The 21,927-nt window shown below is 61.6% G+C and carries 14 protein-coding genes; 7 read left to right on the plus strand and 7 right to left on the minus strand.

Features of this window, described 5'->3' with window-relative positions; translation table 11 throughout:
• Nucleotides 1-158: 158 nt before the first annotated feature.
• On the plus strand, nt 159-827 hold the full coding sequence (locus LJ738_RS07430) for a DUF2461 domain-containing protein (protein WP_227785682.1): 669 nt from the start codon (nt 159-161) through the stop codon (nt 825-827).
• 173 nt (nt 828-1,000) lie between these two features.
• On the opposite strand, the gene LJ738_RS07435 is transcribed toward LJ738_RS07430, so the two are convergent.
• The 4 genes from LJ738_RS07435 to LJ738_RS07450 form a co-directional block, all read right to left on the minus strand.
• The gene (locus LJ738_RS07435) at nt 1,001-1,504 is read right to left on the minus strand and encodes a DUF6702 family protein (protein ID WP_227785683.1); all 504 of its coding nucleotides are present in this window, start codon (nt 1,502-1,504) and stop codon (nt 1,001-1,003) included.
• Between the two features lie 80 nt (nt 1,505-1,584).
• On the minus strand, nt 1,585-2,931 hold the full coding sequence (rseP, locus tag LJ738_RS07440; protein ID WP_068192620.1) for an RIP metalloprotease RseP: 1,347 nt from the start codon (nt 2,929-2,931) through the stop codon (nt 1,585-1,587).
• Nucleotides 2,932-3,054: 123 nt separating this feature from the next.
• The gene (locus LJ738_RS07445; RefSeq protein ID WP_227785684.1) at nt 3,055-4,221 is read right to left on the minus strand and encodes a 1-deoxy-D-xylulose-5-phosphate reductoisomerase; all 1,167 of its coding nucleotides are present in this window, start codon (nt 4,219-4,221) and stop codon (nt 3,055-3,057) included.
• 56 nt (nt 4,222-4,277) lie between these two features.
• On the minus strand, nt 4,278-4,988 hold the full coding sequence (locus tag LJ738_RS07450; RefSeq protein ID WP_227785685.1) for a GAF domain-containing protein: 711 nt from the start codon (nt 4,986-4,988) through the stop codon (nt 4,278-4,280).
• A 412-nt stretch (nt 4,989-5,400) separates the two neighbouring features.
• Between LJ738_RS07450 and LJ738_RS07455 the strand changes: the two genes are divergently transcribed.
• Nucleotides 5,401-6,567 (plus strand): NAD(P)/FAD-dependent oxidoreductase, encoded by a 1,167-nt coding sequence (locus LJ738_RS07455; RefSeq protein WP_227785686.1) that lies wholly within the window; start codon nt 5,401-5,403, stop codon nt 6,565-6,567.
• A 361-nt stretch (nt 6,568-6,928) separates the two neighbouring features.
• Here the strand turns inward: LJ738_RS07455 and LJ738_RS07460 are convergent, their stop codons facing one another.
• The 3 genes from LJ738_RS07460 to LJ738_RS07470 form a co-directional block, all read right to left on the minus strand.
• Nucleotides 6,929-8,398 carry a glutamate synthase subunit beta gene (locus LJ738_RS07460; RefSeq protein ID WP_227785687.1) on the minus strand — a complete coding sequence of 490 codons (1,470 nt, stop codon included), beginning with the start codon at nt 8,396-8,398 and terminating at the stop codon, nt 6,929-6,931.
• Between the two features lie 193 nt (nt 8,399-8,591).
• On the minus strand, nt 8,592-13,115 hold the full coding sequence (gltB, locus tag LJ738_RS07465) for a glutamate synthase large subunit (protein ID WP_227785689.1): 4,524 nt from the start codon (nt 13,113-13,115) through the stop codon (nt 8,592-8,594).
• Nucleotides 13,116-13,390: 275 nt separating this feature from the next.
• Nucleotides 13,391-14,935 carry a hypothetical protein gene (locus LJ738_RS07470; protein ID WP_227785690.1) on the minus strand — a complete coding sequence of 515 codons (1,545 nt, stop codon included), beginning with the start codon at nt 14,933-14,935 and terminating at the stop codon, nt 13,391-13,393.
• 409 nt (nt 14,936-15,344) lie between these two features.
• On the opposite strand from LJ738_RS07470, the gene LJ738_RS07475 reads away from it, so the two are divergent.
• The 5 genes from LJ738_RS07475 (at nt 15,345) to ilvC (ending at nt 21,711) form a co-directional block, all read left to right on the plus strand.
• Nucleotides 15,345-16,238, plus strand: coding sequence for a branched-chain amino acid transaminase (locus LJ738_RS07475; protein WP_227785691.1), 894 nt, complete (start codon nt 15,345-15,347; stop codon nt 16,236-16,238).
• A gap of 139 nt (nt 16,239-16,377) precedes the next feature.
• Nucleotides 16,378-18,051: a dihydroxy-acid dehydratase gene (gene ilvD, locus LJ738_RS07480; RefSeq protein WP_227785692.1), complete on the plus strand. Its 1,674-nt coding sequence runs from the start codon at nt 16,378-16,380 to the stop codon at nt 18,049-18,051.
• A 110-nt stretch (nt 18,052-18,161) separates the two neighbouring features.
• On the plus strand, nt 18,162-19,898 hold the full coding sequence (gene ilvB, locus LJ738_RS07485; protein WP_227785693.1) for a biosynthetic-type acetolactate synthase large subunit: 1,737 nt from the start codon (nt 18,162-18,164) through the stop codon (nt 19,896-19,898).
• 46 nt (nt 19,899-19,944) lie between these two features.
• The gene (gene ilvN / locus LJ738_RS07490; RefSeq protein WP_227785694.1) at nt 19,945-20,535 is read left to right on the plus strand and encodes an acetolactate synthase small subunit; all 591 of its coding nucleotides are present in this window, start codon (nt 19,945-19,947) and stop codon (nt 20,533-20,535) included.
• 108 nt (nt 20,536-20,643) lie between these two features.
• Nucleotides 20,644-21,711, plus strand: a complete 1,068-nt coding sequence (ilvC, locus tag LJ738_RS07495) for a ketol-acid reductoisomerase (RefSeq protein WP_227785695.1) — start codon at nt 20,644-20,646, stop codon at nt 21,709-21,711.
• The last annotated feature ends 216 nt before the right edge of the window (nt 21,712-21,927 follow it).

Genomic DNA, 21,927 nt, shown 5'->3' on the forward strand with positions numbered 1-21,927 from the left:
GCAGCGCCGGCTGGGGTGGTTGGATTCGTTGAACGATGAGCGAACGATTCTAGCCCAACAGGTTAGCTCAACGCCACAACCACCCCCGTTTCAGCTAGCGCTGAAACATCCCCTCCTTGGTAAGGAGGGGAGTCTTTTCGTTCTGCATTCCCTTTTCTATGCAACTCAAACCCCTCTTTGTCTTCCTCAGCGGCCTGGCCAAGCACAACGACCGGGCCTGGTTTCAGGAGCGCAAGGCCACTTATGACCAGCTGCGCGAGCAGTTTGTAGAAGATGCCGAACTCTGGGCCCGGGAGTTAGCTCAACTCGACCCGGCGCTGGCGGGGCCCGAAGGCCGCAAAAGCATCTTTCGCATCTACCGCGACGTGCGCTTCAGCAAAAACAAGGACCCCTACAAAACGCATTTCTCGGTGTATTTCACCGCCAGCGCGGGCAAGGAAGTGGAGGCGCCCGGCTACTACATACAGCTCGGCCCCAACGGCAGCACCCTGCTCGGCGGCGGCCTCTACCAGCCCGACAAAACCCAGCTGGCCGCTATCCGCCAGGAGATAGACTACAACGCCGATACGCTGAAAGCCCTGCTCGCTGCGCCCGATTTTCAGCGCTATTTCGGCGGCATGAGCGGTGACAAGCTCAAGAAGTCCCCTGCCGCCTACTCAGTCGACCACCCCGAAATTGAGCTACTAAAGCACAAGAGCTTCACCGCAACCCACCAGATGCCTGATGGCGACGTGCTCAACCACGAAGATTTTCGGGCGCACGTGCTGGAGGTGTTTCGGGCTATGGTTCCGTTTTGCCAGTTTTTGCGGGAGGCAATAGCTCAATAAATCGGCGGCTGACTACAGCACCCAGCTCCGCGGAGCGGCATGTTGGTAGTAAAGGCAAAATGCGAATAACAAAGCCCCCGCAGGGCGACACTCGCCAGACGAGTGTCGCCCTGCGGGGGCTTTTGCAATTATGGTTTAGGTAGATGCTACCGATATGCCGCTCCGCTGGAGCTTTACCAAGTGAGCAATTCCTGCTCGTGGCCGGCGCGGAAGAGGGCGCTTTGCTTTTTGTCGCCGGCTTCGATGTTCACGATGTTCATTTGGTCGCCGAATACGTCGAGCAGCATGGCCTGGCGCAACTGCACGCTGGGCACGGGTCCCGGCAGCGGCACTTTGCAATACAGCCAATACCCGTCTTTTTCGGCCTGCATGCCCAGCACTTGCAGCGGGAGCGGGGCCCCGGCGGCGGTGCTGAATTTCAGGGTGCGCTGCACGTAGGCCGAGGCCAGCGCGAGCGGGCGGGGGCCGGGGTCGCTCAGGTTTACGTGGGCGGGCTGCCCTTCGGAAAGCGCCTTTTCAAAGTCGTCGGTAAACACCTTTACTGACAGCTCCAACTGCTTTTTCGCGGCGTTGTACCGCAGCTCGGTGAGGGTGGTATGGTAGGCGTGCAAGGCCCAACCGGCTCCCATGAGGGGGAGCAGCACGAGCAGCACGGCAAAAGGGGAAAGCAGGCGCATAGCAGATGGTTGTAGTCGGAAGCAGGTGGTCGGGTTGAGCTAAAACTGAGCCAAGCTGCCCGCTGCTGACCACCCGTAAACTACGAAATGGCCTTCAGCAGGGGCTTGAGGATGATGACGTAAGCCATCAGCATCAGAATAAGAACCGTGCCGACCCGCTGCGCGCCTTCCAAAAACTTGTCGGACGGCTTGCGGCGCAGAATCATTTCGTAGAGCAGGAACACCACGTGGCCGCCATCTAGTGCCGGAATGGGCAGCAGGTTCATGAAGGCCAGTACCATGCTCAGGCCCGCGGCCAGGCCCCAGAAGTGCTGCCACTCCCAAATGCCGCCGAACTGCTGGGCAATTTCCACGGGGCCGCCCAAGCTCTCCGACGCCGAGGCTTCGCGGCGCAGGATTTTGCCGAACGCGCGGGCTTGCAAGCCAATCACGCCAAACGCCTTGTTCACGCCCTGCGGGATAGACTCGGCCAGCGTGTAGTGGCGCGTGCCCAGGTGCAACGTCGACTTGCGCTCGAACCCGATGCGGCCCGACTCGCTCACGTCAATGGCCAGGGGGATGGTTTGGCCGTTGCGCTGCACAATTACTTCGGTTTTCTTGCCTTTGTTGGCCAGCAGTGCCGCCTGCAGCTCGTCGAAGAACTGCACGGGGCGGCCACCCACAGTGGTAATCTGGTCGCCGGCCTTCAGGCCCGCTTTGGCAGCGGCCCCACCAGGTACCACGCGCTCCACGGCGAAGGTTTCGCGGGGGCGCACCAGCAGGCTGTCGGCGCTTTGCTTGGCGAACTTGTCGAGGAAGTTGTTGGGGATGTTGATGTCCACCAGCTGCCCGCCCCGGTCCACGGTGTAGAAGGAGTTGTTGCCGAGAATGACGTCGGGCTTGTACACGTCGTCGAATTCGGTGAAGGGGCGGCCGTTAATTTTGACGATTTTGTCGCCGGTACGGAAGCCGATTTCGCGGCCCAGCCCGTTGGGCAGCACGCCGAAGCGCGCCTCCGAGGCGGGCAGAAACACGTCGCCGTAGTGAAACGTCATGGCCGCGAAAATCACGATGCCGGTGATGACGTTCATGATGATGCCGCCGAGCATGACCAGCAGGCGCTGCCAGGCCGGCTTGCCCCGAAACTCGTCGGGCTGCGGGGGGCCGGCCAGGGCCGAGGCGTCCTGGGTTTCGTCTATCATGCCGTGAATCTGCACGTAGCCGCCCAGCGGAAACCAGCCAATGCCGTACTCCGTCTCGCCCACTTTCTTTTTCAGCAGGGCAAAATTCATCACCCCAGGCATAGGAAACAGGAAGTCGAAGAAGATGTAGAATTTATCGACCCGAATTTTAAAGAGCTTGGCGAAGGCGAAATGGCCGAATTCGTGCAAGCCAACAAGCAGCGACAGGGCCAGCAGCAGCTGGCCAATCATGGTGAGAATTTCCAAGGGAATTGTTATGTCATTCTGAGCGCAGCGAAGAATCTTATCACGTCTGCGCCGGGGGGGTTACTAACTCTGATGCAGGCAGCCGTGATAAGATGCTTCCTGCGTCAGCATGACAATAGTTTTTTACAGTAGTGCTTCCGCTACCCGGCGCGTTTCCGCGTCGGTGGCCACCAGGTCGGCCAGTAGCGGCTCTGCAAGGTACGAAACCCGCGCCAGGCACCCCGCTACCAGGTCCGACATCTGCCGGAAGCCCACCTGCTCGCGCAAAAAAGCCGCCACGGCCACTTCATTGGCCGCGTTGAGCACACACGGCGCGTTGCCGCCCCGGCGCATGGCTCCGAAGGCCAGTTCCAGGTTGGGGAAGGCCGCGCGGTCGGGCGCCTCGAAGGTGAGGGTGGGGTAGTCGAGAAAGGAAAAGCGCGGGAAGGTGTTGGCCAGCCGCTGCGGGTAGCCCAACGCGTACTGAATGGGCAGTTTCATGTCGGGCAGGCCCAACTGGGCCTTCAGTGAGCCGTCCTGGAACTGCACCAGCGAGTGCACGATACTTTGCGGGTGCACCACCACATCAATTTGCTCGTTGGTGAGGCCAAACAGCCACTTGGCCTCAATCACCTCGAGGCCCTTGTTCATGAGCGAGGCCGAGTCGATGGTGATTTTGGCGCCCATGTCCCAGTTGGGGTGCTTCAGGGCCTGGGCCTTCGTGACGGCCTCCATCTGCTGGGCCGAACGGCCACGGAACGGCCCGCCAGAGGCCGTGAGGATGATTTTCTCGATGGGATTCTGCGCCTCGCCCACCAGGCACTGGAAGATGGCCGAATGCTCAGAATCGACGGGCAGCAGGCGCACGTTGTGCTGCTTCACGAGGCCGGTAATCAGCTCACCAGCAACTACAAGGGTTTCCTTGTTGGCCAGCGCAATGTCTTTGCCGGCCCGGATGGCCGCCACCGTGGGCAGCAGCCCGGCGTAGCCCACCAGGGCCGTGAGCACAATGTCGATTTCGGGCCGGGTTACTACTTCGGCCAGGGCGGCCGCGCCGGCCAGTACCTGGGTTTCGGGCTGCTGGGCCAAGGCGGCTTTAAGCGGCTGGTAGAAGCTGTCGTCGCCAATCACGACCACGGCGGGCCGAAACTCCCGGGCCTGCTGCGCCAGCAGCTCCCACTGCCGCTGGGCGCTGAGCACCGCCACGCGGAACCGGCCCGGCTGCTGGCGCACCACCTCCAGCGCCTGCGTCCCAATCGAGCCCGTAGCGCCGAGCAGGGCCAGCGTTTTCACCTTGTTTTCTTCAACCATAATGCTACAAACACAGAAACCCTGCAAAAGTACAGCGCCTCCGCGCACAGCCTGGCTTAAGTACGCCGCAAGGTAGCGGCCACAAACTGGTCGATGATGCCTACAATGTCGCCGGCTTCCTGGGCCACGGCGGGGGTGAGGTTGGCTGGGCTGCCCGCTGGTGCCACCCGTTCGACCAAAGCCGTGAGTCGGGCCAACTGCTGGCCCAGGGCCCGGTACACTGCTTCCCAGAGCATGGCCGTGGAGTCGGCGTGGGCGCCCAACTCACGGCGAAGCTCGAGCAGGCGCATTACTAGGCCAGCCAGGCTGCCGAGTAAGGTCCGTTCGACGAGGGTGAATTCCCGGGGCGGGCCGTCGTAAAGGCACAGCGAGCCAATATTGTAGCCGTCCGGGGTGCGCAGGTTGTGGCCAGCGTAGAAATGCAAGCCCAGCTGCTGAACCAGCGAAATGTCGATGCCGGGCGCACTGGCCTGGTCCAGGTCCTCAAATACGGCTGTGTCCTCCTGCAGGATGGTGGCCGAGCACAGGCTTTGCTCCCGGGGAATACGCTCCAGGGGAACGGGTAAATTGTAGGGAGCTTTTATCAGCACCTTATCTTCTTCCACGATGGAAAGCATGGCGTTGGATACCCGAAACAACTTCGCGGCGGCTGCCACCAGTTCATCGAGTACTTTTTCGCTGCGGGCGTCCAGCAGTTGGTAGCGTTCGAGGGCTGCCAAGCGGGATACGTCGTTGGCCGGAATAAGGGAAGTAGGAGTTGTGCTCAATGCGAAGAGAAAAACAGCAGGTCAACAAAAATGCACTACTCCGGCCAGCAGCCTGCGCGGCATACTGCCCAGGATTTGTGTACCCTGATTAGTGCGCAAGGGTTTCGCAATGCCGGGGTTTAATATTAAGCAGGTTTTGAAAGACCGGGCGGGTGTTTAGTGAGTTGTTGGCAGTTGAGCTGTGCAGGAATTTACCAATCGGCTGTCATGCTGAGTAACGTCTGTCATGCAGAGCGCAGCGAAGCATCTTATCAGGTCAGAACCAATCGTTCAACTATGAGAAGATGCTTCGCTGCGCTCTGGCATGACAAGAGGCGTGGACAAGGTGCTGCGAGCCAATTACAGTCAAATCCTCATCATCGGCAATAGTTCTTGCAGAAGGTAGCCCGCACTCCCCGCTACCTTTGAAGCCGTGCCCACCCCACCCATTTTCGACTACGACGTTGCTATCATCGGCGCGGGCCCGGCTGGCGCGGCGTGTGCCCTGGGTTTGCGCCACAGCGGCCTGCGCGTGGCCTTGCTCGACAAATCCCAGTTTCCCCGCGACAAGGTGTGCGGCGATGCCATTCCCGGCCATGCCCTCAAAGCCCTGCGGCAGCTCGACCCCTCCTTTGCCAACAGTCTGTGGCAGCTCCAGCCGCTGGATGCCGTGCGCCAGTCCAAGCTCGTGGCCCCCAACGGCGACAGCCTGGTCCTGCAATGGAAGCTTCCCAGCTTCAACTGCCCCCGCGAAACCTTCGATGATGCCCTGATGGCCCTGGTGCGCACGCACGCCCCGGCCACCACCGTACTCGAAAGCACCAGCCTGAAAGGACTGCAAATTGAGCTGGACCACGTGCGCCTGCTGCCCACGCAAGGCCCCGAAATCACCTGCCAGTTGGTGATAGGCTGTGACGGGGCCAACTCCGTGGTGGGCCGCAAGCTGCTGCCGGAACCGCGCCTGGCCCGGGCCCACCACTGCGTGGGGGTGCGCGCCTACTTCGAAAACATTGCCGGCGCCGAGAGCGGCACCACTGAGTTTTTCCTCACCCGCGATTACCTAGCCGGCTACTGCTGGCTGTTTCCCGTGGGCCAGGGGCGCTACAACGTGGGCCTGGGCATGCTGGCCGAAGTAGTGGCCGAACACAAAGTAGACCTGAAAGAAACCCTGCAGCGCCTGCTCACCACGCACCCCGCCCTGGCTGGCCGCTTCGCCGAAGCCCGGCAGCTGGGGCCCACAGTGGGCTTCGGGCTGCCGCTGGGTGGCGGGCGGGTGCGGCCCATCAGCGGCGAGCGGTTTATGCTGTGCGGCGACGCTGCTTCGCTGATTGACCCGCTGCAGGGCCACGGCATCGACACGGCTATACAGAGCGGCATGCTGGCCGCCGTGCAGGCCGCAGCGTGCTTCGCAAAGCAAGATTTCAGTGCCGGGCACCTGGCCAGCTATGACGCCCAGGTAGCCGAGAAAATCGGGAAGAAGCTAGCCAAAAGCTACCGTCTCATGCGCTTCCTCAGCACCAAGCCGTGGCTGGTGAATGCCGCTGTGCGCCTGGCCCGCGTGCCTGGGCTGAAGCCCTGGGTGCAGAAGGCGATAGGGTAGGGGGCTGGAGGCGGGAAATTTCGGTTTGTAGGGCGGAGCGGAACCTCGCGTTCGGAACCTCACCCCCGGCCCCTCTCCATCAGAGAGGGGAGCCTGACGCGGTTCTGTCATTGCGAGCGCAGCGCGGCAATCTTTCCTCTCCCTGCGACCAGCCCCGAGAAGTGATAACGCCCTTTAGTTAAAAAGCCCCGACTCATACCAGAGCCGGGGCTTGTTACATTATTAAGCTAGTCGCTGAGAACAGGACGGATTGCTTCGTCGTGCCTCCTCGCAATGACAGGCGCGCCGCCGTGGCTCCCCTCTCTGATGGAGAGGGGCCGGGGGTGAGGTTCCGGCCGCTACGCTCGTCGTGTATTTTCCCTCACGCAAACATTCCCACTGCATTCTTGCTGGGCAGCGACGTTTTGCCCGTTAGGAACATGTCTACCTGGCGGGCGGCTTCGCGGCCTTCGGAAATGGCCCATACTACCAGGGATTGGCCGCGGCGCATGTCGCCGGCCGCAAATACGTTGGGCAGGTTGGTTTGGTAGGTCTTTTCGGTGGCGCGCACGTTGCCGCGCTCGTCCAGCTCAACGCCAAGCTCGGCCAGCAGGCCGGCGGTGCGCGGGCCCGTGAAGCCCATAGCCAGCAGCACGCGTTGGCAGGGGATTTCGCGTTCAGAGTTGGGTACTTCCTCGAAGCGCATGGGCCGGCCCATCACGTCGGTTTCCCAGGTTACTTCGTTCACGAGCAGGGCCTGGAGCTTCCCATCGTCGTTGCCGAGAAACGCCTTGGTGTTGACGCCCCAATAGCGCTGGCAGCCTTCTTCGTGCGAAGACGTGACTTTGAGCACCATCGGGTAGTTGGGCCAGGGCATGTGCTCGGTGCGCTCCTTGGGCGGCTGGGCCAGCAGCTCAAACTGCGTAACCGAGGCGGCGCCCTGGCGGTTGGCAGTGCCCACGCAGTCGGAGCCGGTGTCGCCCCCGCCGATGACCACCACGTGCTCGCCGTGGGCTACAATGGGCTCGTCGGCCAGCTCCAGCTCGCTCACCCGGCGGTTGTGCTGGGTGAGGTAGTCCATGGCGAAGTGAATGCCGGGCAGGTCGCGGCCCGGCACCTTGAGGTCGCGCGGAATGCTGGCCCCACCGGCCAATACCACGGCGTCGAAGGTGCTGGTCAGCTCCTGGCCCGACAGGTCGCGGCCGATTTCGGTATTGCAGCGAAACACAATACCGTCTTCTTCCAGCAGCTTGATGCGCCGGTCGATGACGCCTTTATCAAGCTTGAAATCGGGGATGCCGTAGCGCAACAGGCCGCCGGGCCGGTCGTGGCGCTCGAATACCGTGACGGAGTGGCCGGCCTTGGCCAGCTGCGCCGCGGCGGCCAGTCCCGAGGGGCCCGAACCCACCACGGCCACCGTTTTGCCCGATTTCAGCAGCGGCGCGCTGGGGCGCACGTAGCCTTTGGCAAAGGCGGTTTCAATGATGTGCTTCTCGATTTCCTCAATGGCCACCGGCGAGCTGTTGATGCCCAGCACACAGGCCGACTCGCACGGCGCCGGGCATATGCGGCCCGTAAACTCCGGGAAATTGTTGGTAGAAGCCAGAATGCGGTACGCTTCCTCCCAGTCCTGCTCATACACCGCGTCGTTGAACTCGGGGATGATGTTGCCCAGCGGGCAGCCCGAGTGGCAGAACGGAATGCCGCAATTCATGCACCGCGCCGCCTGCTGGTTGAGCTGCGGTTCCGAGTAGGTGCCCACAAATTCGCGGCTGTGCCCAACCCTCTCCTGCGGGGCAGTTTTGGAGGGCAGCTCGCGCTTAAATTCCTTAAATCCGGTGATGTGGCCCATTATATTAAGTCTGATTTTCTAGCCGGTCATGCTGATGGTGAAACGCGCATTATGAGCTGGTTAAGACGGTCATGCTGAGCTTGTCGAAGCATCTCTACCGCTTAGTTGAGCCGATTGAGATTACTTCTGAGGTAGAGATGCTTCGACAAGCTCAGCATGACATCCTGTTTTTAACCAGTTGTCTCGCTTGTAATTAGCCAGCGGTGGCGTACTGCGCTTTTTGCAGCACCTTTTTGTATTCACTGGGAAATACCTTCACAAACCGCCCGGCCTCTTCCGCCCAATTGGCCAGCAGGAACGTGGCAACCTGGCTGCCGGTGAGTTGCACGTGCTTGCGCAGCAGCGCCTGAATCTGGATTTCGTCTTCGGATTCAAGCGGGTCGAGCTCCACCATTTCGGGGTTGCAGTTTTGGGGCAGGGCGCCGTCGGGGTCGTACACCCAGGCAATGCCGCCGCTCATGCCCGCGGCGAAGTTGCGGCCCGTGCGGCCCAGGATGAGGGCGCGGCCGGCCGTCATGTATTCGCAGCCGTGGTCGCCCACGCCTTCCACCACGGCGGTGGCGCCGGAGTTGCGCACCGCAAACCGCTCGCCGGCCTGCCCGCGCACAAACAGCTCGCCGGAAGTGGCCCCGTACAGCGCCACGTTGCCAATGATGATGTTTTGCTCCGGCACAAACCGCGCCTCGACCGAGGGGAAAATGGCCAGCTGCGCCCCGCTCAGGCCTTTGCCCACGTAGTCGTTGGCCTCGCCTTCCAGGGAAAACGACAGGCCTTTCACGCTGAACGCGCCAAAGCTCTGGCCGGCCGAGCCTTTGAAGCTGAAGTTGATGGTGTTCTCGGGCAGGCCGGCGGCGTGGTAGCGCTTGGCTATCTCATTGGAAAGCAGCGTGCCAATGGTCCGGTCGGTGTTGTGCACGTCGAAGGAGGCGAAGACGGGAATTCGCTCGTTCAGGGCCGGTTGGGCGTGCTCGAGCAACTGCCAGTCCAGGATATTGGCGAGGCCGTGGTCTTGGTCTTCGCTGTGGTAGAGGGTGCCGCCGGAGATATTGGCGGCCGGGTGCAGAATGCCCGAAAGGTCGAGGTGGCGGGCTTTCCAGTGCGTGAGGTTTTCGCGCACCTTCAGGAACTCGGGGCGGCCCACCATCTCATTGATGGTGCGGAAGCCCAGCTCGGCCATGATTTCGCGCAGCTCCTCGGCCAGGAAGCGGAACAGGTTGACGATGTGCTCGGGCTGGCCTGTGAAGAGCTTGCGCAGCTCCGGGTCTTGGGTGGCCACGCCCACGGGGCAGGTGTTGAGGTGGCACTTGCGCATCATGATGCAGCCACCGGCCACCAGCGCGGCCGTGGCCACGCCCCATTCTTCGGCGCCCAGCAGGGCGGCCACGGCCAGGTCGCGGCCGGTTTTGAGCTGGCCATCGGCTTGCAGCACCACGCGGCTGCGTAGCTGGTTGCGCACCAGGGTCTGGTGGGCTTCGGCCAGCCCAAGCTCCCAGGGCAGGCCCGCGTGCTTGATGGAGCTGATGGGCGAGGCGCCGGTGCCGCCGTCGTAGCCGGCAATGAGGATGACGTCGGCGTGAGCCTTGGCCACGCCGGCCGCAATGGTGCCCACGCCCGCCTTGCTCACCAGCTTCACGTTGATGCGGGCGGCGCGGTTGGCGTTTTTCAGGTCGAAAATCAGCTGGGCGAGGTCCTCGATGGAGTAGATGTCGTGGTGGGGCGGGGGCGAAATCAGCCCCACGCCGGGCGTGGCGTGGCGCACTTTCGCAATCCACTCGTCTACCTTATGGCCGGGGAGCTGGCCGCCTTCGCCGGGCTTGGCGCCCTGAGCCATCTTGATTTGCAGCTCGTCGGCATTGGTGAGGTAGTGGGCCGTGACGCCGAAGCGCGCCGATGCCACCTGCTTGATGGCCGAGCGCATGGAGTCGCCGTTGGCCATGCGCTCGAAGCGCAGGGGGTCTTCGCCGCCCTCGCCGGTGTTGCTCTTGCCGCCGATGCGGTTCATGGCAATGGCCAGGGTGCTGTGCGCCTCGTGCGAAATGGAGCCAAATGACATAGCTCCGGTGGCAAACCGCTTCATGATGCCTTCGGCCGGCTCCACTTCTTCGAGGGCAATGGCCTCGCGGTGGTGGGCAAAATCGAGCAGGCCGCGCAGGGTAAACATGCGCTCGGGCTGCTCGTTTATCAGGCGGGCGTAGCGCTGGTAGGTGGCGTAGTTGTTGGTGCGCGTGGCCAGCTGGAGCAGGTGCACCGTTTCGGGGTTGAAGGTGTGTGCCTCACCGCGGCGGCGCCACTCGTACACGCCGCCTTCGGGCAGCAGGCTTTGCTCTTCGGGCGTGGTGCTTTTGAAGCCCTGGAAGTGCTTGTAGAGCGTTTCGCGGGCTATTTCATCCAGCCCAAGCCCGCCGATGCGGGTTACGGCGCCGCAGAAATACGCGTCCACCACGTCCTGGTTCAGCCCTAGAATCTCGAACACCTGCGCGCCGTGGTACGACTGCAGCGTGGAGATGCCCATTTTGGAGAAAATCTTCAGCAGCCCGTCGCACACCGCCTTGATGTATTTGTAGGCCAGCTTCGGGTAGTCGTGCGCGGAGTCAAACTTGCCGGCCTCCCGCATGGTGCGCAGCGTAGACAGCGCCAGGTACGGGTTGATGGCCGTGGCCCCAAAGGCCAGCAGGCAGGCAAAATGGTGCACTTCCCACACATCGCCGGCCTCCACCACCAGGCCCACCGAGCCGCGGTAGCCCAACTTGATGAGGTGGTGGTGCACGGCCGACACGGCCAGCAGCGACGGAATGGGCGCGTGCTCGGAATCCACGGCGCGGTCGGTCAGTATCAGCACTTCAAAGCCGTCGTTCACGGCGTCTTCGGCGTAGCGGCACAGCCGGGCCAGGCCGTTTTGCAGCGCCCCGGGCTTGCCGTCGGCCTTGAAGTAGGCCTGCAGCGTCTTGGCGTTGAACATGCCGGTGTCGATGCTGCGCAGCTTTTCCAGCTCGTGGTTGCTCAGGATGGGCTGGCGCAGCGCCACGCAGTGGCAGTGGTGCTTGTCTTCGTCGAGAATGTTGCCGTTGTTGCCTAGGAACGTGGCCAGGCTCATCACCAGCCGCTCGCGGATGGGGTCGATGGGCGGGTTGGTTACCTGCGCAAAAAACTGCTTGAAGTAGCTGCTCAGGTGCTGCGGCTGGTCCGAGAGTACGGCCAGCGGCACGTCTACGCCCATGGAGCCGATGGGCTCCTTGCCATCGAGCGCCATGGGCGAAATGATGGTGTCGATGTCTTCGCGGGTGTAACCGAACACCTGGTGGTACTTGAACACCGAATCGGCGGCCAAATCGGTGAAGACCTGGCGCGGCTCGGGCAGCTCTTCCAGCCGAATCTGGTACTCGTTGAGCCAGGCGCCGTAGGGCTGCTGGCCGGCGGCCTGGGCCTTCAGCTCATCGTCGGCAATGATGCGGCCGGCTACGGTGTCTACCAGCAGCATTTTGCCGGGCTGCAGGCGGCCCTTTTGCACCACGGTGCTTTGGGCTATGGGCAGCACGCCCGCCTCGGAAGCCACCAGCACGCGGCCGTCGCTGGTTTCTACGTAGCGCAGGGGGCGCAGGCCGTTGCGGTCCAGCATGGCGCCTATCATCTTGCCATCAGTAAAGAGCAGGGCGGCCGGGCCGTCCCAAGGCTCCATAAACGTGGCGTGGAACTCGTAGAAGGCCTTTTTGAGCGGGTCCATCTGGGTGTTGCCGTCCCAGGCTTCGGGCACCAGCATCATCATCACGTGCGGCAGGGAGCGGCCCGAGTGCAGCAGGATTTCCACGATGTTGTCGAGGCAGGCCGAGTCCGACTGGTTGGCCTCAATCACGGGCAGCAGAATGTCCATTTCCTCCGAGGAGAAATACGGCGACACATAGTTGCGCAGGCCGGCATAAAACCAGTTCAGGTTGCCGCGCAGGGTGTTGATTTCGCCATTATGCGCCAGCAGCCGGAAGGGTTGAGCCAGTTTCCAGCTCGGGAAGGTGTTGGTGGAAAACCGCGAGTGCACCATGCCAAAGGCCGAAGTCACCCGCTCGTCGCTCAGGTCGGGGAAGTAGCCGCGCACCTGGTAGGTGGTCAGCTGGCCTTTGTACACCACCACCTTGCAGGAGAAGGAGGTGAAGTAGAAATCGTCGGCCGCGGCGCCCACCGTTTCGCCCACCGTTTTCTCAATGAGCCGGCGCAGCACGTACAGCTTGCGCTCAAAGTCGTCGGGCTGCGCGATGCCGGCCGGCCGGCCCACAAACACCTGCTCCATTACGGGCTCGGCCGCCAGGGCCGTGTGGCCAATGCCGGCCGGGTTCACGGGCACGGGCCGGAAGCCCAGCAGGGGCATGCCCAGCCGCGTCGCACCGGCCTCAATGACGGCCCGGCAGGCGGCGCGGGCGGTGGCGTCTTTGGGCAAAAACACCATGCCCACGCCGTAGCAGCCCGGCTCGGGCAGGCGGATGTTCAGGGCCGTGCACTCTTCCAGAAAGAACCAGTGGGGCACTTGCAGCAGCAGCCCGGCGCCGTCGCCGGAGTCCGAGTCGCAGCCGCAGGCGCCGCGGTGCTCCATGTTTTCCAACATGGTGAGGGAATCGGCAATGATGCTGTGCGTTTTGCGGCCGTTGAGGTAGGTGATAAATCCAGTACCACAGGCATCATGCTCAAATTCGGGGCGGTACAGGCCGTCGGCATTGTCAGTGGATTGCATCGCTAGAAATAAAATCGAGGAGAATACATCAGCCTGCGAGCTTGGTCCATCAGGCAATGCCTGCCGGTTCTGGCTCAATGCCGCAGTTGATGACGTTCAGCAATATCCGCTGCCCGTTTACCGGCCAAAATTTTATTTTCCCAACGAATACTATTTCCAGTTCTAAATTTAGCTAAATAACTGCCTGTTAATTAATGATATGCGCGCTATCGGGCTACAATCCCAAATAGGAGAGGCCCCACGCCGTTACGTTGGGCGGTGGTTCGGCTTACTTCCTATTTCAGCTGCGGAAACTTGCGCTGCATGATTTCCTGCACCGGCCGGTTCTCTATCTTGCTTTCGAGGTAGGAGATAATATCCAGATACATGAATGGCCGCCGCTCGAAAGGATTGGCGGCAATGGCCATTAGCTCGTTTTTTAGGTTGATAAAGGCGGTTTTCAGCTCCTGCGGGTTCATGTCGCCCAGCGTGCGCAAAAACTTGAAGATGGCCACCTGCATCTGCTGCTGGTCGTTCATCTTGCCCAGGAAGCGGTACACGGATTTTATCTGGTAGTCGAGGCTTTCGTCGCGGCCGGCCTCGTAGTGCGCTATCAGGTTCAGAATGCGGGCAAAGCACTGGATGTCTTCGCGCAGGGCGCTGTCTTTGAACTGAATAATCTTGGTCAGGTACTCGATGGCCTTGTTGAAATCGCCGCTGCCGAAGTACAGGCTGGCAATTTTGTAGTAGAACACCATGAGGCGGTGCGGGTCGAGCTGCTGCTGAAACTCGCCGAGCTTGGCCAGCAGCGGCGGCACAATGGAGAGGCCTTCGCTGAAGCGCCCTTCCATAAACGAGGCGTTGATGCGGTTGGTGTAGATGTACAAAAACAGCAGCATTTCGATGTTGGGGTTCGAGCGCCGGTCGGGGTTGGCGGCAAAGGCCTCGAGCCGGGCCAGTACCTCATTGAACTTGCTGTAGTGCAGTAGGTTGTAGGTGGTGACTAGCAGGTTGTGCAGGCCTTTGAGGTAGAGCGTGGTTTGCTGCTCCCGGATGGTGGGGTTGTCCTCAAAGAGGTCGACCCATTTCTGGGCGTAGCGGTAGCAGGCCACGAAGTTTTGCGTGATGGTGTAGTACCACACGTGGGCCTGGTAGTAGTACAGCCGCTCAAAAAAGTCGGCGTTGCGCATGTCCACGTTGGCCAGCGCATTCTGGAAAAAGGTCTTCAGGCGCTCAAAATCGGCCTTGTTGCGGGCGTGCCCAATCTGCAGGTAGAACCCATACATGCGTAGGGCCAGGTTGGAAAGCACGTGCTGCTGGCTCACGTGCCCCACCAGGGTGAGGGCCTCGTGGGAGAGCTCCTCGGCCCGGCCCCGGAGGCTGCGCGTGATGTACTGGGCCTCAATGAGCTTCTCAAAATCGAGCGCCTGCAGGGCAATGTGGCTCATGCCCACTTGCTGGGCGGCCACCTTCACGCGCTCGAGCATGCGCAAGCTTTGCTGGTAGAGGCCGCGGTTGTAGAGCACGCGGGCGTAGTCGAGCTGCTCGCGCAGCTGAATGTCGAGGTTTTGGCCGGCGTGGTACATGCGCAGGCTGGCCAGCAGCTGCCGGTAGAGGTTGGCCTTGAGGTTGGCCAGCTGCACCTTCTTGATGGCCGGTACCTGGGCCAGCACCCGCTCGTCGTCGTACTGCGTGGCGGTGTCCAGGGCGTCGAAAAGCTGCAGAAACTTCAGCCCCTCGGTAGAGCCCTGCCGGTTGGCAAACAGCCGGAAGTGGCGCTTTTCGGAGCGGGTCAGCGACTTCACTAATTGAAAAACCGGGTCGTGGCTTTCGTTTGGCATTGTAATAGGCAATTATGTTGCGCGCTATTTATCAGTTGGTTGCGCACGTAGAAATCCGCGTTAGAAATAGTAGGCCGTCTTAAAATATATTTTTTGCACCCTCCGGGCCCCGCTAAAATTGTGCTCAGTAGCAAGATACTAAGCGTTGTGGCAGGGCCGGTTTTGCCCGCTGCCAAGCGCCCGGGTTTGCTGCCAGCGCGGCGCAAGCTAAGCAAGAACAATCTCCCTGGTTTTGCCCAGCCCCATACCCGAAGCCTTATGTGCCGCTCTTATTCCAACGTCTTCCAAGTCATTATTAGCCAGCCGCAGGGCTGAAAGCGTCTTCTTGCCGGCCAGCAATTAGCCTTTCTCAGCTCCGTGCTCAGAAAGGCTTTTTACTGCTTTTTCCTTAGCAATCAATCCTCCGTTCATGTATTTCGACAGTAGCACCCTCGTCTTTCTCGACGGGGAATTTATGCCCGCCGAGCAAGCCACCTGCGGGGCCTATGCCCAATCCTTGCACTACGGCTATGCCGTGTTCGAGGGCATTCGGGCCTACAGCACGCCCGGCGGTACGCGCATTTTCAAAGCCCGCGAGCACTACGAGCGGCTGCACTATTCCTGCCAGTCCATCGGCCTGCCGCTGGGCTACTCGGTGGAGGAGCTCACCGAAATCAGCTACGAGCTACTGGCCAAAAACAACCTCTCGGACGCCTATATCCGGCCGCTGGCCTACGCCGCCACCCCGCACATGACGCTCACCGCGCCCCCCACCGGCAACCTGCTGATGGCCGTGTGGCACTGGGGCAAGTACCTCGGCAACCAGAGCCTACGCCTCACGGTGTCGCCCTACGAGCGGCCCAACCCCAAGGCCGTGCCCATCGAGGCCAAAGTATCGGGCCACTACGCCAACTCCATCATTGCCAGCTCCGAAGCCAAGGGTCGCGGCTTCGACGAAGCCCTGCTGCTGGACATGAACGGCTACGTGGCCGAGGGGCCGGGGGCCAACTTCTTCTTCGAGAAAGACGGCGAATTGTTCACCGCGCCGGGCGGCAGTATCCTGCGCGGCATCACCCGCAACACCATCATCGACCTGGCCCGGGAAGAAGGGATTTCGGTCACCGAAAAGTTCTTCAAACCAGCTGAGCTGCAGGGTGCAACCGGTGCCTTTATGACCGGTACTGCTGCCGAGGTAGTGGGTGTAGCCTCCGTCGACGACTTCCTGTTTCCAACGCCCTTTGAGCAAACCCTGGGGGCGCGCCTAGCCGCCCGCTACAGCGCGCTGGTAACGGGGCAGCAGGAGCCTGCGGCAGTAGCCGTCTGATTAAAAATATAAAAGGTCGGCATGCCGAGCGTAGCCAAGCATCTCTACCTCAATACTAATTCAATCAGCTCAACGAAGCGGTAAAGATGCTTCGCTGCGCTCGGCATGACGGTCAGGCGACCTTCTGAAATTCTAACTCATGGTCCTCAACAAATACAGCCGCATCTACACCCAGGACGACAGCCTGCCGGCCTCGCAAGCCATGCTCATCGGAGCAGGCTTGTCGGAGGACGACTTGCGCAAGCCGTTTGTGGGCGTGTGCTCCACGGGTTTTGAGGGCAACACCTGCAACATGCATCTCGACGGCCTGGCCAACGAGGTGAAGCGCGGCCTGGCGGCCCAGGGCCTGGTGGGGCTGCGCTTCAACACCATCGGCGTAAGCGACGGCATCACCAACGGCACGCCCGGTATGCGCTACTCCCTGGTGTCGCGCGAAATCATCGCCGATTCCATTGAGGCCATGGCCGGGGCCCACAATTACGACGCCCTGGCCTGCGTGGTAGGCTGCGACAAGAACATGCCCGGCGCGCTCATTGCCATGGCCCGGCTCAACCGCCCAGCCCTGATGGTGTACGGCGGCACCATCAAGGGCGGCACCTTCAAAGGCCAACAGCTCAATATTGTATCGTGCTTCGAAGCCTACGGGCAGAAGCTGCGCGGCCAGCTTTCGCAGGAAGATTACCGCGGCATTATCAACAATGCCTGCCCCGGGCCCGGCGCCTGCGGCGGCATGTACACGGCCAACACCATGGCCGCCGCCATCGAGACGCTGGGCATGTCGGTACCGTTCTCGGCTTCGTCTACGGCGGTTAGCGCTTCCAAAATGCAGGAGTGTCTCGACACCGGCCACTACCTGCGCCTTTTGCTGGAGCGCGACATCAAGCCCCGCGACATTCTGGTGCGTGAGGCTTTCGAGAATGCCATGGTGGTCACCACCGTGCTCGGCGGCTCAACCAATGCCGTGATTCACCTCATGGCCATTGCCGATGCCGCCGGGGTGAAGCTCACGCTGGCCGACTTCCAGGCCATCAGCAACCGGGTGCCGGTGCTGGCCGATTTGAAGCCCAGCGGCAAGTATTTGATGGAAGACCTCTCGGTCCTGGGCGGCGTGCCGGCCGTGCTGAAAACCTTGCTCAACGAAGGCCTGATTACCGGCGACACCCTCACCGTAACCGGCCAGACCCTGGCCGAAAACCTCACCGATATCCGTCCACTGGGCGCCGAGCAAGACCTGCTGCGCCCCAGCTCAAATCCACTCAAGGGAGACGGCCACATTCAGATTCTCTACGGCAATCTGGCCCCGGATGGCGCGGTTGCCAAGATTTCGGGCAAAGAGGGCGAGCAGTTTGCCGGCCCGGCCATCGTGTTCGACTCCGAGGAAGCGATAAATGAAGGCCTGGCTCAAGGCCTGGTAAAGGCTGGACACGTGGTCGTAATTCGCTACGTAGGCCCAAAAGGCGGCCCGGGCATGCCCGAAATGCTCAAGCCGACCTCGGCCATAATGGGGGCAGGGCTTGGCGATAAAGTGGCCCTGCTGACCGATGGGCGCTTTTCGGGCGGCACGCACGGCTTCGTTATCGGCCACGTCTGCCCCGAAGCCTACGACGGCGGCCCCATTGCCTTGGTCGAAAACGGCGACTGGATAGTGCTCGACGCCAGCAAAAACACAATAGACATGCACGTGGATGCGGCCGTGCTGCAGGCCCGCCGCGATCAGTGGCGCCCGCCCATGCCCAATGCCGCCCGCGGCGTGCTGCGCAAGTACATCCGCACCGTGGGCAGCGCCAGCACCGGCTGTATTACAGACCAGTAGGGTGCGGGGCTTGCCCCCGCCCGTCGTTGAACGGAATCGCTAAAGCAGTACGGATAACGGGCGGGGACAAGCCCCGCACCCTACTGCATCAACCTAAAATTTTTCCCGCTATGAGCACGCAAGCACAACCCGTTCTGGAGGCCACCACGGCCGAAACCCGCGAAATCTCCGGGGCCGAAGTGCTGCTGCGCGGGCTACTGGCCGAAGGCGTGGATACCATTTTTGGGTATCCGGGCGGGGCCATTCTGCCCATTTACGACGCCCTGTACGACTTCAAGGAGGAGCTGAACCACGTGCTGGTGCGGCATGAGCAGGGTGGCATTCACGCCGGGCAGGGCTACGCCCGCGCCTCGGGCAAGGTGGGGGTGGTGTTTGCTACCAGCGGCCCGGGCGCTACCAACCTGATTACAGGCCTGGCCGATGCCCAGATTGACAGCACGCCGCTGGTGTGCATCACGGGGCAGGTGTTTGCGCACTTGCTGGGCTCCGATGCCTTTCAGGAAACCGACGTCATCAACATCACGGCCCCGGTCACGAAGTGGAACTACCAGATAACCGAGGCCAGCGAAATCCCCAGCATCCTGGCCAAGGCCTTCTACATTGCCCGCAGCGGCCGGCCCGGCCCGGTACTCATTGACATCACCAAAAACGCGCAGCTCGACAAGATTCCTTTTGCCGGCTACGAGCCCTGCACGCACATACGCAGCTACCGGCCCGCGCCGGTGGTGCGGCCCCAGGCCGTGACCCAGGCGGCCGACCTCATCAACCAGGCCCAGCGGCCGCTGGTGCTCTGGGGGCAGGGCGTGGTACTGGGCGGCGCCGAACGCGAGTTTCAGGCCTTCATCGAGAAAAGCGGCATTCCCGCGGCCTGGACCATCCTCGGGGCCGGTGTGCTGCCCGCCGACCACCCCCTGAACGTGGGCATGCTGGGCATGCACGGCAACTACGGCCCCAACGTGCTCACCAACGAGTGCGACGTGCTGATTGCCATCGGCATGCGCTTCGACGACCGGGTGACCGGCCGCCTCGACAAGTACGCCCGGCAGGCTCAGGTGATTCACCTCGACATCGACCCCAGCGAAATCGACAAAAACGTGGCTACCACCGTGGCCGTGTGGGGTGACTGCAAGCAAACCCTGCCCATGCTCACGCGGCAAGTGGCCGAGCGCACGCACCCGGCCTGGCGGCAGCGGTTTGCCGAGTTCCAGGCCGAGGAAGTGGACGTGGTAATCCGCGAAGCGCTGTTTCCGACGTCGGCTGAGCTGACCATGGGCGAGGTCGTGCAGCAGCTCAACGAGCTAACCCAGGGCGAGGCCATTTTGGTGACCGACGTGGGCCAGCACCAGATGGTGACCTGCCGCTACGCCCGGCTCAACGAGTCGCGCCGGCACATCACCAGCGGGGGGCTGGGCACCATGGGCTTCGCGCTGCCGGCCGCCATCGGGGCCAAGTTTGGGCAGCCGGCGCGTACGGTGGTGGCCATCATCGGCGACGGCGGCGTGCAGATGACCATTCAGGAATTGGGCACGCTTATGCAAACCGGAATTGCCGTGAAAATCATCGTGCTCAACAACCAGTTTCTGGGCATGGTGCGGCAGTGGCAGGAACTGTTCAGCGCCCGGCGCTACTCCTTTGTTGACATACAAAGCCCTGATTACGTGACCGTGGCGCGGGGCTACCGCATCGAAGGTCAAAGCGTCACGGACCGCGCCGCGCTTGGGCCCGCGCTGCAGGCCATGCTGGCGCATCCCGGCTCCTACATGCTGGAGGTAATGGTGGCCCAGGAGCAAAACATCTTTCCCATGGTGCCGCAGGGCTGCAGCGTGAGTGAAATCCGGCTCAAGTAAGAGCCCGTGTCCAGCGCAGCCCAACGGCCTTAATCAGACCTCACCCATGGAACGCCAGGAGTACAACATCACGGCTTACACCGAAAATCACATTGGCTTGCTCAACCGCATTGCCATCATCTTTTCGCGCCGCAAAATCAACATCGAGAGCCTGAACACCTCGCCGTCGGAGATTGAGGGCATTCACCGCTTCAACATTGTCATTACCGAAACTGAGGAAGTGGTGCGCAAAATCTGCCGGCATATTGAGAAGCAGGTGGAAGTGCTGAAAGTGTACTACAACACCAACGACGAGGTGATTTGGCAGGAAATGGCCCTCTACAAAGTGCCCACCGACATCATCGCCGAGCGGGCCTTGGTGGAGCGCCTGCTGCGCGAAAACGGCGCCCGCGCCGTGGTTATCCGCAAGGACTACACGGTGTTTGAAACCACCGGCCACCGCCAGGAAACCGACAACCTGATTCGGGTGCTCGAGCCGTTTGGCCTCATCGAATTCGTGCGCAGCGCTCGCATCGCCATCATTAAGGCCAGCGACGGTTTCCATCTCAAACTGAACGAGTTTGAAGAAACCCAGCCCAGCGACGAAGTCATCGAAAACGAATACCTCAACGACCGCGACGGCGTGTTCGCAATGTGATGTAGCGTGGACTCTGCGAGTCCGCGCATGAACGAAACCCGAGCCATCCACGCGCGGACTCGCAGAGTCCACGCTACAAACTAATTCCAAACCCAACCCCCACTAACCATGGCACAAATCAATTTTGGCGGCATCGATGAAAACGTAGTCACCCGCGACGAATTCCCCTTGGCAAAAGCTCTGGAAGTGCTGCAGGACGACACCATTGCCGTCATCGGCTATGGCGTGCAGGGCCCCGGCCAAGCGCTGAACATGCGCGACAACGGCTTCAACGTCATCGTAGGGCAGCGCCAGGGCACGGCCTCCTGGACCCGGGCAATAAAAGATGGTTGGGTGGAGGGCGAAACGCTGTTTTCGCTGGAGGAAGCGGCCGAGCGCGGCACCATCGTGTGCAACCTGCTGTCGGATGCCGGCCAGATTGCGCTGTGGCCCATGCTGAAAGAGCGCCTCACACCGGGCAAAACGCTGTACTTCTCGCACGGCTTCGGCATTACGTTCAACGACCAGACGGGCATCATCCCGCCCGCCGACGTGGACGTAATTCTGGTGGCGCCCAAGGGCAGCGGCACCAGCCTGCGGCGCCTGTTTCTGGCCGGGGGCGGGCTCAACTCCTCGTTCGCCGTGTTCCAGGATGCTACCGGGCATGCCTATGAAAAGGCCGTAGCCATGGGCATCGGCGTGGGCTCGGGCTACCTGTTCGAAACCGACTTTAAGAAGGAAGTGTACTCCGACCTCACCGGCGAGCGCGGCGTGCTGATGGGTGCCCTGGCCGGCATCATCGAGGCCCAGTACCAGGTGCTGCGCCAGCGCGGCCACTCGCCCTCCGAAGCTTTCAACGAAACCGTGGAAGAGCTCACCCAGAGCTTGGTGCCGCTGGTGGGCGAAAACGGCATGGACTGGATGTTTGCCAACTGCTCCGTAACAGCCCAACGCGGCGCCCTGGACTGGAAAGGCCGCTTCCGCGAAGCCACCCTGCCGGTGCTCAACGAGCTCTACGACAGCGTGGCCAGCGGCGAGGAAGCCCGCCGCACCATCGAGCGGGGCAGCACGCCCAACTACCGCTCGGAGCTGGAAGCCGAGCTGAAAGAAGTGGGCGACTCCGAGCTGTGGCAGACCGGCGCCACCGTGCGCCAGCTACGCTCAAAAGCCGCTGAAAAGGTGGAGGAATTGGGCTAAACTGCTGCTGCTTGATTGAAGCAGAACAATGTAACAAAACCGTCATGCAGAGCGCAGCGAAGCATCTCTACCTCGGGAGTAATCCCTTCGGCTCAACGAAGCGGTAAAGATGCTTCGCTGCGCTCTGCATGACGGTCTGATTAGGGTGTGTGAACAGTTTTTAACCAGATTAAAGTAGCTCCCAATTGGAACCAGGCGAAAAAGCACTCGGGTCGT

Origin of the sequence: Hymenobacter plasmatis, assembly GCF_020711255.1 — a bacterium.
Taxonomy (GTDB): domain Bacteria; phylum Bacteroidota; class Bacteroidia; order Cytophagales; family Hymenobacteraceae; genus Hymenobacter.

Excerpts from the sequence above, each read along its gene's own strand:
- LJ738_RS07445 (WP_227785684.1), bottom strand. The coding sequence starts at position 4,221 with ATGGTTGAAGAAAACAAGGTGAAAACGCTGGCCCTGCTCGGCGCTACG.
- ilvN (WP_227785694.1), top strand. The coding sequence starts at position 19,945 with ATGGAACGCCAGGAGTACAACATCACGGCTTACACCGAAAATCACATT.
- ilvB (WP_227785693.1), top strand. The coding sequence starts at position 18,162 with ATGAGCACGCAAGCACAACCCGTTCTGGAGGCCACCACGGCCGAAACC.
- LJ738_RS07430 (WP_227785682.1), top strand. The coding sequence starts at position 159 with ATGCAACTCAAACCCCTCTTTGTCTTCCTCAGCGGCCTGGCCAAGCAC.
- ilvC (WP_227785695.1), top strand. The coding sequence starts at position 20,644 with ATGGCACAAATCAATTTTGGCGGCATCGATGAAAACGTAGTCACCCGC.
- ilvD (WP_227785692.1), top strand. The coding sequence starts at position 16,378 with ATGGTCCTCAACAAATACAGCCGCATCTACACCCAGGACGACAGCCTG.
- LJ738_RS07460 (WP_227785687.1), bottom strand. The coding sequence starts at position 8,398 with ATGGGCCACATCACCGGATTTAAGGAATTTAAGCGCGAGCTGCCCTCC.
- gltB (WP_227785689.1), bottom strand. The coding sequence starts at position 13,115 with ATGCAATCCACTGACAATGCCGACGGCCTGTACCGCCCCGAATTTGAG.
- LJ738_RS07475 (WP_227785691.1), top strand. The coding sequence starts at position 15,345 with ATGTATTTCGACAGTAGCACCCTCGTCTTTCTCGACGGGGAATTTATG.
- LJ738_RS07435 (WP_227785683.1), bottom strand. The coding sequence starts at position 1,504 with ATGCGCCTGCTTTCCCCTTTTGCCGTGCTGCTCGTGCTGCTCCCCCTC.
- LJ738_RS07470 (WP_227785690.1), bottom strand. The coding sequence starts at position 14,935 with ATGCCAAACGAAAGCCACGACCCGGTTTTTCAATTAGTGAAGTCGCTG.